The organism is Streptococcus sp. 2018162 (assembly GCF_019754175.1).
Taxonomy (GTDB): domain Bacteria; phylum Bacillota; class Bacilli; order Lactobacillales; family Streptococcaceae; genus Streptococcus; species Streptococcus hashimotonensis.
The window spans coordinates 1-12,839 of record NZ_JAIJZP010000008.1 but is presented as its reverse complement, the minus strand read 5'-3'; the positions used below and the strand labels follow the sequence as shown (position 1 = coordinate 12,839).

Here is a 12,839-nt window from a genome sequence, read left to right as displayed (position 1 = left end):
TCCCTCTAGTATGCCATAAATCTTATACTTTGCAAATCATGGGCGAGCTCTTCTAAGAATAAGGCTTGTTCCATGAGTTCAGCTTTCTCTTTTTCTGAGAATACCACCTCTTCCATTTTCTTTGCTTGTAAAAATTTAAATGACATATAATTTCCTTCTTTCTCTTTCTTATGAGTCTATTATAGAAAATATTCTATCTGCCTTCTCTTACAGTTCTGACGCAAAAACTTACAGCTTTGTAAGGAAAGCAAAAAAAGACACCATTTCTGGCATCTTTCAATCTAGGCTATTTTGTCTCCCCGATAAAGGCAATCATGTCGTCTAATTCTTCCTTGCTTTCCGTCACAAGGAGATAGGCATCATTCCCTTGTAGCTCTGCAAAGGCATCTGGCATGCGTTTGACGGTCTTAATCTTGCCAGCAAATTTCTGATGAATGTCATCTGCTGAGTAAACATATTCGGTCGTATCTCGGCGAGTTGCTACTAAGCAGTATTGAGGTTCAAAGCGACGTTCTTCAACTGTTCCACCTGTCACTACATTGGCATAATCACGGAAAAGGTCAATCGAATGCGCATAGTTGTATGCTTCTACGGTAAATCCACCAGCCATACGATTATTGTACTCAATGGCGATGTAGTCATCCCCTTCCTTGAAAAACTCGATATGGAAGAAACGCTCTTTCATACCAAAAGCTTTGATAATCGCTCGACCATATTTTACTAATTTTGGATCTAGTCCTTTTTCGATGAAGTAAGCATTGTCCTTTCTAGACAACATTAGCTCCAGAGGAGTATGAACATAGGTTAAACCTGTTTCGAAAACAACATTTCCCTTGCTATCCACCAATCCATCATAGGTTGTGATAATGCTTGAATTGACAAATTTTTCAAAGAAATAGGCTGTTTGACCATCCCAGGCTTCTTTAAAGGTTTCCAGGTCAGCTTTTTTTGTTAATTTAAAGGTACCAGATGCCCCAACGCCGTTGTCGGGCTTGGCAATCATTGGGAAGCCAATTGTTTTCACGGCCTTTTCAATATCTTTTTCTGCTTTGACAACCATACCTGGCACAACAGGAACACCTGCTTTGGAGAAATATTTCTTCATTTCAGACTTGAATTTTGTCTTTTTAAGATGACTTGGCTTAGCTCCAAAAATATTAAATTGTTCACGGAGTGCGGCGTCATTTTCCAACCAGTGCTCGTTGTGTGATTCCACTCGGTCGATTGGACCATGCTTGTAAATAAGAAAGGCTGCTGCACGCTTGACTTCATCCAAGTTTTCAAGATTCTCAACACGGAAGTATTCTGTTAAGGCATTACGAAGTTCTTCAGGCAATTGGTCGTAAGGTTCTTGCCCGATACCTAGAACCGTAACGCCTTCTTTTTTAGCCAATTCAATGGTAAATGGTTGAAAATTTTCCGGATAAAAAGGTGAAATAACGAGATAATTCATAGGTAGCCCTTTCTAGTTTATAATCCGATAGAATGAAGGAAGAATGGCATTTGCTTTCTCCACCACACCCAGTCGTGGGCCACATCTGTTCCCCAAGTATCAAACCAAGCTGGGATATTCTTCTCTTCAAAGGCACGTTTTAGGTTGTAGAATGAGTCCAGACCGTCTTGTTCCCAATCGCCCAAACCTGTGCAGACGATAATATCAGCCTGGCGGTATTTATCAATAAACCAGCCGTCGTTTTGGTTCCAAATGTAATCTGATGGTGAGTTTTGATAGACAGCATCGTCATTGCCATAGTCTTGATGATGATTGAAATATCGTGCATCGTAAATCCCAGAAAGTGCAATGACTTTTGTAAAAACATCTGGATGTTGTAAGAAGAAATTCAGTGCATGATAAGCTCCCATTGAGCAACCTGTTGCCATCATACCATCAAACCAGCCTGTTTTATGCTTGATAAATGGAATCGCTTCTTCAATCACATAACGTTCATAGGCACGGTGAGCTTCTGCCTTATCATGAATGGATTTCCAGTCTGCCAACCAGCTTTCTGTATCAAAACTTGTCAGGGTGAAAAACTGAACATGACCTGCTTCAATCGAGCCACGACAAGCTTCAATCATCCCAAAATCAGCATATTCATTGTAAGATCCGCCTGATGAAGCAAATACGACAACTGGAATTCCTGCGTGACCATAGCGATTTAGATTCATTTCTCTGCCAAGATTACCTGACCAATGACTTAAAAATTCAACATGCATAGTAAAGCCTCCTGTTTAAATATTTTTGTTTTATGACCAATGTTCGCTTAGGAATCGTAGGCAAGCTGGCAAATAGAGCGCCCAAGCCTCCTCATTGTGAACAGCTCCCGAAACAACTTCCAAGGCGATATTGTCCAATTCAACACCGCCAGCAATCAACTGACGATAATAGCTTAAAGACGAATTAATATAGGCCTGCTTGATATTGCCAGCCATCAGCGTTTTATCTGTATCATCTGCTTCCTCTGTCCCAACATAGATGTAGACACGTTGATCTGAGTCTAATTGTTGACGTTCAATATAACGGTCGAAAGCATCTTGATGAAGCCAGTTGGCAGATGAAAATACTCCTAGACAGCCAATCTGGTTCTGATAAGCCAATCCCATAAACTGGGTGATATTGCCTCCCAACGATGAGCCGATCATAGCTGTGTGGGCCTTGTCAGACTTGGTACGGTAATTTTGATCAATGAAGGGCTTGACTACATCCATCACAAATTCAGCATACAAGGTTCCCTTACCACCGAACTGCACCCCAGGAATCCCCATCTCACTAAACTTCCAAGCAGCGTATTCATGCATGCGATCAGCACCATCATTATCAATAGCCACTACGATCATTTTTGCAATGTCTGGATTACGCTTAATAGTTGGGATGACTTTCCATGAATGACCTGAAAAAGCTTCCTTACTGTAGAGTACATTTTGCCCATCGTGGAAATAAACAACGGGATAGGTCTCTTCTGTATTTTCAGCATATCCTTTCGGCAATAAAACACGGACTCGACGTTTTCTTCCTGTAAATGGTACATCTAATTCATGAGTTCTCATGTCCAAATAAAAGTAAGACTTATTCATATCTATCTCTTCCTTCCGTATTTTAAGTATTATATCATAGTTTTTCTGGAATATTCAGAAAATTTAGTTATTTATTTGCAATTTTCGGATTTTCCGAACATAGTTAGTTAATGTCACAGAATTTTCTCATACATTTGGCGGTAATAATCCAATTCTTTTTCTTCTTGTTGTGTGATGTCTTCAAAAATATCTAGCAAAATGGTACCTTTATCTCGTTTCCATGTTGCCACAAATCGCCCTTTATAAAATACAACAGGTTTGACAATACCCGTCAAAGTATAGATATTACGGATGTATTTAGGATTAAAAAAGGGATTAGCTTTCTTTTCATAGCCTAGCAAAAGTTGGTCAAATCCTGCAACGAAGAGGCAGTCAGGCAGTTCTGCTTCTTCTAATTCTCCCAGATAAAAGCGTTCTTCTCCTGCTACTTCAAGAGTTTTCAGGTCTAATTGCTTCATCCAGTTTAGAACCGTTGACTTATTTTCCTTGAAATAATAACGAGCATCCGCTAAACTGACAGGGCCAAAACCTGCAAAATACCGTCGAGCGATTTCCAGCTCTGCTTTTTCCCGAGAAAGTGGCTGAAAGTCTATCAGACGATAAAAACGCTTGGCACCGTATTCTTGATAGACTTCTCCACGCTCGACCATGTAGCGAAAGAGGCCGCCCCAGGCGTTAAAGACCAGCTTCTCCTCTTCCTGCGTCATCTTTTCCCCACGGCAAAGGACCTTGAGTTCCTCACGGGTCATAGGACCTTGCTCAAGGGCTTCTAAAATCAGCTGGTGATATTTCTGCTTGGTCTGAGGACTAAAACCGTCCCGTCCTTCTGTCTTTAAATATTCGGTGCTGGCCAGCCGCCCCTCGTGGATATAGAGGGGAATTTCCGACTTGAGATAGGCATGAACCGTTCGCCGAATGGACCACTGGCGTGTCAACTCCTCCTGCCAGCTACCCTCATGAAAATCCTCCGCTGTCATACGGTTACGAAATCCGACATGAACATAGGGCTGAAACTGAGCCTGCAAACCATTGAGATTTTGGCAGATTTGCTGAACAGACTGGGGTTTCAACAGACCTTGTTTCTGCAGAATAATTCCCTTCCAAGTATCGTGGTGCATCGTATTTCTCCTCCGCTTTTCTAATCCCAGTATAACACAAAAGACACCCGAAGGTGTCTGGAGATAGATGATATCCTTAGCAAGTCAAAAATTATGACCAAGAAACTTTTTCAAATCCAGTAATGGTTGTGCCAGAAAAGTCTGATCACTTTCCATTTCAAATTTCATCAGCGAAAAGTCATAAGAGTATTCTTGATAAACCCCTTTTAGTTGCAACTTTCCACCTTTTAGCATGCTAATGTCAAATTGTAATTCATCATCAAACTGGGGTTTATAACCAGCCTGTCCTGATAAACTGCCATGCATCAAGCACAAATCCTTAAAAAACTTTTCTAGAAAGGTGGTTGAAAGATAAACTTTGGCTCCATTGATTTGAAAAACTCCAGCAGATACATAAAGATTGGCTTCAATGGAGATTCCCCCGTCAGAAGAGGAGCCCATTGATAAGGGGCATCCCTCTAAGGAAAAATAATCTCCATTATGTCCTTCTAACTTGAAAATCGTTTCTTCCATTACGTCAACTTTCTATACATCAATAGCCCAAAAACTCTTCCAAGTCCTTGAGGGAACGCTCTGCTATTGCCTCGTAACGCTCCTTCTTATCGCGGATACGCGGACCGTCCAGCTCCTTGATGATGCCAAAGTTGACATTCATAGGCTGGAAGTGCTTGCTTTCGGTGTGGGTGATGTAGAATGGCAGAGCTCCGATGGCTGTTGTTTGCGGGAAGATGACTGGGTCTTCGCCACGGAAGCGGCGAACAGCGTTGATACCAGCCACTAAGCCAGAGGCAGCAGACTCGACATAGCCTTCTACTCCTGTCATTTGACCTGCAAAGAAAAGATTAGGATTTTTCTTGGTCGCAAAGGTCTGTTCCAATAAGTTTGGCGAATCCATGTAGGAATTGCGGTGCATAACGCCGTAGCGGACAAACTCCGCATTTTCAAGCCCTGGAATCATCTGGAAGACCCGCTTCTGCTCCCCCCACTTGAGATGGGTCTGGAAGCCAACAATATTGTAAAGGCTACCTGCTGCGTTATCCTGACGGAGCTGGACAACTGCGTACGGTGTCTTGTATTCGCCGTCACGAGGTCCCTTGTAGTCTTCTGGGTATTCCAGACCAACTGGTTTCATTGGACCATAGAGCATGGTTTTGATGCCACGTTTGGCCATGACCTCAATAGGCATACAGCCTTCAAAGTATTTTTCTTTTTCAAAGGAGTTAAGCGGTGCTTCCTCAGCTGAAATCAAGGCCTCATAGAAAGCGGTGAACTGCTCCTTATTCATCGGAGCATTGAGATAGGCAGCCTCTCCCTTGTCGTAACGGGACTTAAGATAAACCAAGTCCATGTTAATGGTCGAGCTGTCCACAATCGGCGCTGCCGCATCGTAGAAGTAAAAACCGTCGCCACCGTTGAGGGCGTGAATCTTCTCCGCCAAGGCGTCAGATGTCAAAGGTCCCGTCGCGATAACTGTAATCGCATCTTCGGGAATCTCAGTAATCTCGCCACGAATGACCTCAATTAGCGGGTGGTTGTGAATCTCATCTGTGACTGCTTGAGAGAAATTCTCACGGTCCATGGCCATAGCCCCGCCAGCCGGCACACGGTGAGCCTCACCAGCTCGCATGATAATGGAATCCAGGCGACGCATCTCTTCCTTGAGCAGACCGACCGCGTTGGTCAAACTGTCACCACGGAACGAATTGGAACAAACCAACTCAGCAAACTTGTCGGTCTTGTGCTGAGGAGTGGCTTTGACACCTCGCATCTCGTAGAGTTTGACAGGAATGCCGCGTTTGGCAATCTGATAAGCAGCTTCTGAGCCAGCCAAGCCAGCTCCGATAACATTAATGTGGGTTTGAGACATGAAACTAATACCTCTAGCCAGAAGATCTGACTACTGTTTGGGAATACCCCAAAACAGAACCTTTCTAAATTTTATACCTATCTAGTATACCAGAAAATGGCTAGAAAAGACAAAACTACCTTCATTGAAATGAAAGTAGCTCCTATTTTTTACATAATATATTTTATGTATAACATTTGTTATTCTATAGCTTATTTACAATAGCTCCGCTATATCTCCAACAACCTCAAAGTTCCAACCAAGTCTCCTATAAGAGTCGATTTCTTCCTGACTATACGGGAAAGTATTCAGCAAAATGGAATCCATTCCCAATTCATGAGCAATAGCTATATCGGATGTCAAATCATTACCAATCATAACCGTTTCCTCAACATCAAGATTATTTTCCTCTAAAACCAGTTGAAGAAATGCTGGTTCAGGCTTCTTCATCTTAAAGTCGGAAGAGATATAAATTTTTTCCATCAAATCAGCACAACCTGTCTGTTCAATTTCTGCCTGAGTAAAAATTCGTTGAGCATTGGAGAGAATAAATAATCGTGCTTCTCTATCCTTTAATGTCTGTAGACTAGTTAGGGTATTTTCATAAGCCTCCAACTTTTCACGTGAAAGTACGCGGAAAATCGCGGCTACTACTTGTCCAAAAGTCTCTAAATCAGTCGGTTTATTGGTACTTTGGTTTTCATTTGGTGCATCCGTTAATAGGCGAATGAAGATTGTTTCTAAATCAATTTCAACATACTGATAACTCACTGTTTCCGCGAGAGATCTCTCTGCCTCTTCTACAAAACGATGATAGGCATTTTTCAACTGGCGCGGCCGATAGGAACAACCAAAAGCATTGTAAATCTGTGTTAGCTGATTCCAGACCTCTAGTTTATTTTCATCTGTACGAATATCAACCAATGTACCATAAAAATCGAAGATATAGTTTTTGTAACTTTTCATGTCTTTCTCCTAATCTTTAGACAGCATTTTTTATATTATACCCCACAACGAAAACGTTTGCAACAATAGAACGAAAAAACCTACCACATTAAGTGATAGGTTTTTATTTTGATTGGAAACTCTATTATTTAAGAGTAACTGAAGCGCCTGCTTCTTCCAATTTAGCTTTGATTTCTTCAGCTTCTGCAGTTGCAACGCCTTCTTTAACCATAGCTGGTGCACCGTCAACAAGCTCTTTAGCTTCTTTAAGACCAAGACCAGTGATTTCACGTACAACTTTGATAACGCCAACTTTTTTGTCGCCAGCAGATGTCAATTCAACGTCGAATGAATCTTTAGCTTCTTCAGCAGCACCACCAGCTGCAGCAACAGCTACAGGAGCAGCTGCAGTTACACCAAATTCTTCTTCGATAGCTTTAACAAGGTCGTTAAGCTCAAGGATAGTAGCTTCTTTAATTTCAGCAATAATGTTTTCAATGTTCAATGCCATTGTGATTTTCCTCCAATTTAGGTTTTTAAATAGTTTGTAGCACTAAGCAGCTACGCTCTGACGCATTAAGCTGCGTCTTCTTTTTCTGCAACAGCTTTGACAGCGTATGCAACGTTGCGAACTGGCGCTTGAAGTACAGAAAGCAACATAGAAAGCATGCCTTCGCGGTTTGGCAATGTAGCAAGTGCTTCTATTTCTTCTTTAGAAGAAACTTTACCTTCTACAGCTCCACCTTTGATTTCAAGAGCATCAGCAGTTTTCGCGAAATCGTAAATTGTTTTAGCTGGAGCAACTGCATCGTTTGAGAATGCAACTGCAGATGGACCTACAAACAATTCTGCAAGACCTTCAAGACCAGCTTGCTCAGCAGCACGACGCAAGATTGAGTTTTTGATAACTTTGTACTCAACTTCTGCACCACGCAAGTTACGACGAAGAACTGTATCTTGTTCTACTGTCAAACCACGAGCGTCTACAACAACGATAGATGTTGCAGCTTTCATTTGCTCAGCAACGGCATTTACTAATTCCGCTTTTTTAGCGATAATAGCTTCACTCATTTTTTTACCTCCGTTTTTATTTTGGGCTAGGCACAAAAAAATCGCACCTAAACCTAGACACGAAAGTACAAATACGTTTATCTCAATAATCGTTTTGTGCCTCGGTAGGATGTTTATGAGTCCAGCTCCCCTACTGTCTTAGGTCAGTTTTTTCAAACCTCAATTATCATAACACAGTATTTTCAATAATGCAAGACTTTTCTCCTATTTTTTTAATTTTTTAAACATTTTTTCAAACTGGTATTGCCGTTTAGTTCACTTCAGTTGTAGAGGTCAGACTTGGAATGTGAAACACGAACTGCTGTGATTTGCTTCGCAAATCCTATCTCCAACCTTTTTAGCTCGATTTTTTCATTTCTAAGCTCAGGCTGAAACAGTTCACTGAACAGTTTTACTCTACTGGCCTGTTAAACCCAATCAACCACTACTCTGAGAAGTGACTTTGGACTTTTTGCCCAGCCTCCGCTTGTCTAAGTAAGCTAAGATAAACTAACATGACTATAAAAAACAACTGCTATTCCCTTGAGAATAGCAGTTTAATCTTATTTAATCTTGTCTTCTTCGTAGTCACCATTTGGACAGACAACTTGTTTACCACCACCACGAACTTTTTTCTCAACGAGATAGTGGTCGCATTTCGGACAAGAACGCCCGACTGGCTTGTCCCAAGAAGTAAATTCACACTCTGGGTAGCGATCGCAACCATAGAAAAGACGATTGCGTTTACTCTTGCGTTCGATCACCTGACCTTTTTGGCAAACCGGACAAGTCACACCGATTTCTTTAGTGATTTGCTTGGTATTGCGGCAATCAGGGAAATTGCTACATGCATAGAATTTTCCAAAACGACCTAACTTGATGACCATTTCATGTCCACAAACATCACAGTCAAAGCCAGCTGGTTCATCCTTAATTTGGATTTTTTCCATCTGTTCTTCTGCCTTAGATAATTCTACCTTGAATGGCTGATAGAAACCGTCAATGACCTTCTGCCACTGCTCTTTCCCGATTTCTACATCATCCAATTTTTGTTCCATATCGGCTGTAAATTTGACATTGACAATATCTGGGAAGAATTCAACAATCAGCTTATTAACGATTTCTCCGAGTTCAGTTGGTTCAAATCGCTTAGCCGCAAGCTTAACATAGTAACGTTTTTGAATGGTTTCAATTGTTGGTGCATAGGTTGACGGGCGACCTACACCATTCTCTTCTAATGTTTTAATTAAGGTTGCTTCAGAGTAGCGAGCTGGTGGCTGAGTAAAGTGTTGTTCTGGATTTGTTGACGCGCGTACCACCGTGTCACCTTGTTCCATATCTGGCAACATCTTATTTTTATCAGCGTCGTTATAGACAGCCATATAACCATCGAATTTTACTTGGCTACCATTAGCAGCAAAGACAATACCATTTTGACCCAAACGAACACTCATGGTATCAAAAACTGCTGCAGCCATCTGACTTGCGACAAAACGATTCCAAATCAGTGTATATAGTCGTAATTGGTCCTTGTCCAGATATTTTGCAATTGATTCAGGTGTTAAGTTAACATTTGATGGACGAATGGCTTCGTGGGCATCTTGTGCACCACTGGCATTTTTTACTTTATTACCATGCTTTGAATAGGTAGCACCAAAACGCTCCGTGATAAAGTCAGCAGCTTGTGCTTGTGCAACAGGGCTAATACGTGTTGAATCCGTACGCATATAGGTGATCAAACCTTGGGTACCACCTGCGCCAAGACTGACACCCTCATAAAGTTGTTGGGCAACCATCATGGTTTTACGAGTACGGAAATTGATTTTATTAGCCGCATCCATCTGCATAGTAGAAGTTGTGTAAGGCAGAGGTGCATTTCGTTTACGTTCCTTACGCTCAACCTGTTCTACTAAGAAATCATCCCCATCGAGTCGGGCGAGAATTTCTTTAACCTGCTCATTGTTTTCAATTTTAGTTTTCTTTCCATCTATACCGTAGAATGAAGCCTGGAATTTTTTGCTCCCCTTTTTGAAGGTTGCATCAATTGTCCAATATTCTTCTGGTTTGAAATTGCTGATTTCATTTTCACGGTCGATTATTAATTTGAGAGCAACCGATTGAACACGTCCTGCTGACAGACCTTTTTTGACTTTCTTCCATAAAATAGGTGATATGGAGTACCCTACAATACGGTCTAAGACGCGTCGAGCTTGCTGGGCATCTACCAAGTCTAGATTAATAGCACGTGGCTCCTGAAAGGCATTTTTTACTGCATCTTTTGTAATTTCATTAAAGACAACACGGTTTTTATCGTTTGCGTCCAATCCCAAAATGTGAGCCAAATGCCAAGAAATTGCTTCTCCTTCACGGTCCGGGTCACTCGCGAGAAAGACTTGCTTAGCATTTTTTGCTTCTTTTTTCAAAGAATTGATGAGTGGTCCTTTTCCACGTATGTTGATGTACTCAGGTGCATAGTTGTTATCAAAGTCAATAGACATACTAGATTTCTTCAAATCTCGAATATGCCCGACTGAAGCAACGACCTTATAATTTTTACCAAGATATTTTTCGATTGTTTTTGCCTTAGCAGGCGACTCTACAATAACGAGATTTTTCTTGGTTGTTGTTTTTTTCTTACTAACTGTTTTTGTAGCCATTCTTATACCTTACAAATATTTTTAACCTCACAAAGAATATACTATTTTTCAGTCAGTGTCAAGATATTTATTTTCCTATAGGAAGACTTGTTTTAAAATTGATACTCAGAAATGATGTCCAAGCCTGATGTGATGCACTTTGCCCCCTCTTGAATCAGATGATGACAACCATCTGATTTTCCGTCCATAATGGAACCAGGAATGGCATAGACTTCCCTTCCTTCTTCCAAGGCACGTTCGCAAGTAATCAAGCTACCAGACCGCATTTTTGCCTCACAGACCACCAGACCTTCTACCAACCCAGCAATGATGCGGTTACGTTCTGGGAAATGGTATTTGAGTGGCTGAGCACCAGCTTCATACTCTGTCAGCACCAGATGGTGTTTGCCAATATAGGTCTGCAAATCTTTATTTTCTTTTGGATAAATATTATCTAAACCTGTTCCGATTACAGCAATGGTTTGACCTCCATTTTTCAAACTGGCGATGTGGGCAGCCGTATCAATTCCTCTTGCCAAACCACTAACAATGACAAAGCGATTACTCAATTCCTTGATAATCTTCTGAACTGACTGAACACCGTTTTTACTGGCATTTCGTGTACCAACAACTGCCAGCTTTGATTTTTCTAGCAATTCTAAATCCCCTTGATAAAACAAAAGTACAGGTGGATTGTAAATCTGTTTGAGCGCCAAAGGATAGATATCATCTAAAATTGAAAATGATGGATACTTATTAAATTCCTCGCGACAGGCTTTTGTATCTAGATTCTTATAATTTTCCATGAATAGCACTGGATTTTTACATTCAGACACTACAGCGACATTACGTAAGGTCAATTTTTTACCGTGTTTTTCTTGATAGGCCAAAACTTTATTAATATTAAGATTGGTCAAACCTGCTTTTTTCCATTTAAACAATTCAAAATTATTCATTTTCTTCACCTCATTCTTATTGTTCGTAATGGAAAGAAAAAATTCTCCCAAATGGAAGAATTATTTTTGAGGTATTTCTTTGATAACACGCGCAGGATTTCCCGCTAAAACGACATTATCACCAAAAGACTTGGTTACAACAGAACCAGCACCAACAACGACATTGTCCCCCAAGGTCACGCCTGGTAAGATTGTCACACCACCACCAGCCCAGAAATTATCACCAATGGTAATAGGAGCCCCGTATTCCAAGCCAGAATTGCGTTCGTCAGGGTCCAAGGGATGCAAGGGAGTCAACAATTGCACATTGGGACCAAGCATGGCATTTTTCCCAATTCGTATCGGACAGACATCAAGCATAGTACAGTTGAAATTAGCATAAAAATCCTCTCCGACATGGATGTTACTTCCGTAATCACAGTAGAAATTTGGCTCCATGTAAATCCGCTCACCTGTAGTTCCAAACCAGTTTTTCAAGATTTGAGAACGTATAGAGCCATCTAATTCATTATTGAAGTCCCGCATCTTTTGGCGAGCCAGCGTTCTCATTTGTCTAAGTTCTGGATCGGCAGCTATATAAAATTGTCCTGCTATCATCTTTTCTTTTTCTGTAGGCATACATCTGCTCCTTTTTTTCTTCTTAATACATATCTTAGGTTTTATTAATCTAAAAGTCAATCCTTCTTGACAAGTCCAGCTAAGATTTGGTATTGTTCTTATTAATTTAAACCAACGGAAGAGGGAATTATGCAAGAAAAACATGAACAAACTATAACTTTGACTGCTGTAGAATTGCTTGGGTTGATACAAACTGAATCGGTGCAATTACTAGACGTTCGTGACCCAGAAGAATATTCAGCTGGTCATATTGATGGTGCTATTAATTGTCCCATGGATCGGATTGCCACATTTGATGGACCGGTCGACCAACACTATCTCCTCATCTGTAAGAGCGGAAAACGTAGCAAGCTGGCCAGAGAAATCCTGTCATCTAAGGGATATAAGGCAAATGATATTGCAGGTGGCATGGATGCTTGGGACGGATTGATTGTGAAATAAGGGAGTGGGACAGAACTCGACCAGTCTAAAACATACTAAGATTAGTAGTGAGGAAATCTCCGACGGGAGAAAGTACTCACTACTTTTTCTTTATGATAAAGTAGAGGTGTCTTGTTAAGTCGAGAACTCTTTTGACGCTAGACGTCGCATCAAA

At 41.0% G+C, this 12,839-nt stretch carries 14 protein-coding genes and 1 other annotated feature; of the genes, 1 reads left to right on the top strand and 13 read right to left on the bottom strand.

Annotated features, from left to right (window positions below):
- Positions 1-5: 5 nt before the first annotated feature.
- The 13 genes from K5Q22_RS07105 to K5Q22_RS07045 form a co-directional block, all read right to left on the bottom strand.
- A complete protein-coding gene (locus tag K5Q22_RS07105) occupies positions 6-146 on the bottom strand; it encodes a hypothetical protein (RefSeq protein WP_205014288.1) in 141 nt (46 codons plus the stop codon).
- Positions 147-286: 140 nt separating this feature from the next.
- On the bottom strand, positions 287-1,453 hold the full coding sequence (locus K5Q22_RS07100) for an acetyl-CoA carboxylase biotin carboxylase subunit family protein (protein ID WP_205014291.1): 1,167 nt from the start codon (positions 1,451-1,453) through the stop codon (positions 287-289).
- Between the two features lie 17 nt (positions 1,454-1,470).
- Entirely contained in the window at positions 1,471-2,217 is a 747-nt protein-coding gene (locus K5Q22_RS07095; RefSeq protein WP_205014292.1) for an esterase family protein, read from the bottom strand.
- Positions 2,218-2,247: 30 nt separating this feature from the next.
- The gene (locus tag K5Q22_RS07090; protein ID WP_205014293.1) at positions 2,248-3,075 is read right to left on the bottom strand and encodes an alpha/beta hydrolase; all 828 of its coding nucleotides are present in this window, start codon (positions 3,073-3,075) and stop codon (positions 2,248-2,250) included.
- Between the two features lie 113 nt (positions 3,076-3,188).
- Complete coding sequence (locus tag K5Q22_RS07085) at positions 3,189-4,193, bottom strand: DNA glycosylase AlkZ-like family protein (protein ID WP_205014294.1); 1,005 nt, start codon at positions 4,191-4,193, stop codon at positions 3,189-3,191.
- 84 nt (positions 4,194-4,277) lie between these two features.
- A complete protein-coding gene (locus tag K5Q22_RS07080) occupies positions 4,278-4,706 on the bottom strand; it encodes a hypothetical protein (protein ID WP_205014295.1) in 429 nt (142 codons plus the stop codon).
- A 19-nt stretch (positions 4,707-4,725) separates the two neighbouring features.
- Complete coding sequence (gene trmFO / locus K5Q22_RS07075; protein ID WP_205014296.1) at positions 4,726-6,060, bottom strand: methylenetetrahydrofolate--tRNA-(uracil(54)-C(5))-methyltransferase (FADH(2)-oxidizing) TrmFO; 1,335 nt, start codon at positions 6,058-6,060, stop codon at positions 4,726-4,728.
- Positions 6,061-6,255: 195 nt separating this feature from the next.
- Entirely contained in the window at positions 6,256-7,005 is a 750-nt protein-coding gene (locus K5Q22_RS07070) for an HAD family hydrolase (protein WP_024390389.1), read from the bottom strand.
- Positions 7,006-7,129: 124 nt separating this feature from the next.
- Entirely contained in the window at positions 7,130-7,495 is a 366-nt protein-coding gene (gene rplL / locus K5Q22_RS07065) for a 50S ribosomal protein L7/L12 (RefSeq protein ID WP_002936483.1), read from the bottom strand.
- 65 nt (positions 7,496-7,560) lie between these two features.
- On the bottom strand, positions 7,561-8,055 hold the full coding sequence (gene rplJ / locus K5Q22_RS07060; protein ID WP_002936486.1) for a 50S ribosomal protein L10: 495 nt from the start codon (positions 8,053-8,055) through the stop codon (positions 7,561-7,563).
- 26 nt (positions 8,056-8,081) lie between these two features.
- Positions 8,082-8,216: a sequence feature (ribosomal protein L10 leader region), on the bottom strand.
- A gap of 381 nt (positions 8,217-8,597) precedes the next feature.
- Entirely contained in the window at positions 8,598-10,691 is a 2,094-nt protein-coding gene (gene topA, locus K5Q22_RS07055) for a type I DNA topoisomerase (protein ID WP_024408846.1), read from the bottom strand.
- Positions 10,692-10,783: 92 nt separating this feature from the next.
- Positions 10,784-11,626 carry a DNA-processing protein DprA gene (dprA, locus tag K5Q22_RS07050; protein ID WP_205014299.1) on the bottom strand — a complete coding sequence of 281 codons (843 nt, stop codon included), beginning with the start codon at positions 11,624-11,626 and terminating at the stop codon, positions 10,784-10,786.
- Positions 11,627-11,686: 60 nt separating this feature from the next.
- Positions 11,687-12,244, bottom strand: coding sequence for a sugar O-acetyltransferase (locus K5Q22_RS07045; protein WP_205014301.1), 558 nt, complete (start codon positions 12,242-12,244; stop codon positions 11,687-11,689).
- A 129-nt stretch (positions 12,245-12,373) separates the two neighbouring features.
- On the opposite strand from K5Q22_RS07045, the gene K5Q22_RS07040 reads away from it, so the two are divergent.
- Positions 12,374-12,685, top strand: a complete 312-nt coding sequence (locus tag K5Q22_RS07040) for a rhodanese-like domain-containing protein (RefSeq protein ID WP_205014304.1) — start codon at positions 12,374-12,376, stop codon at positions 12,683-12,685.
- Positions 12,686-12,839 lie beyond the last annotated feature (154 nt).

Bases quoted from the DNA above. Each gene is read 5' to 3' on its own strand.
- K5Q22_RS07105 (WP_205014288.1), bottom strand. From the start codon at position 146: ATGTCATTTAAATTTTTACAAGCAAAGAAAATGGAAGAGGTGGTATTC.
- K5Q22_RS07100 (WP_205014291.1), bottom strand. From the start codon at position 1,453: ATGAATTATCTCGTTATTTCACCTTTTTATCCGGAAAATTTTCAACCA.
- K5Q22_RS07095 (WP_205014292.1), bottom strand. From the start codon at position 2,217: ATGCATGTTGAATTTTTAAGTCATTGGTCAGGTAATCTTGGCAGAGAA.
- K5Q22_RS07090 (WP_205014293.1), bottom strand. From the start codon at position 3,075: ATGAATAAGTCTTACTTTTATTTGGACATGAGAACTCATGAATTAGAT.
- K5Q22_RS07085 (WP_205014294.1), bottom strand. From the start codon at position 4,193: ATGCACCACGATACTTGGAAGGGAATTATTCTGCAGAAACAAGGTCTG.
- K5Q22_RS07080 (WP_205014295.1), bottom strand. From the start codon at position 4,706: ATGGAAGAAACGATTTTCAAGTTAGAAGGACATAATGGAGATTATTTT.
- trmFO (WP_205014296.1), bottom strand. From the start codon at position 6,060: ATGTCTCAAACCCACATTAATGTTATCGGAGCTGGCTTGGCTGGCTCA.
- K5Q22_RS07070 (WP_024390389.1), bottom strand. From the start codon at position 7,005: ATGAAAAGTTACAAAAACTATATCTTCGATTTTTATGGTACATTGGTT.
- rplL (WP_002936483.1), bottom strand. From the start codon at position 7,495: ATGGCATTGAACATTGAAAACATTATTGCTGAAATTAAAGAAGCTACT.
- rplJ (WP_002936486.1), bottom strand. From the start codon at position 8,055: ATGAGTGAAGCTATTATCGCTAAAAAAGCGGAATTAGTAAATGCCGTT.
- topA (WP_024408846.1), bottom strand. From the start codon at position 10,691: ATGGCTACAAAAACAGTTAGTAAGAAAAAAACAACAACCAAGAAAAAT.
- dprA (WP_205014299.1), bottom strand. From the start codon at position 11,626: ATGAATAATTTTGAATTGTTTAAATGGAAAAAAGCAGGTTTGACCAAT.
- K5Q22_RS07045 (WP_205014301.1), bottom strand. From the start codon at position 12,244: ATGCCTACAGAAAAAGAAAAGATGATAGCAGGACAATTTTATATAGCT.
- K5Q22_RS07040 (WP_205014304.1), top strand. From the start codon at position 12,374: ATGCAAGAAAAACATGAACAAACTATAACTTTGACTGCTGTAGAATTG.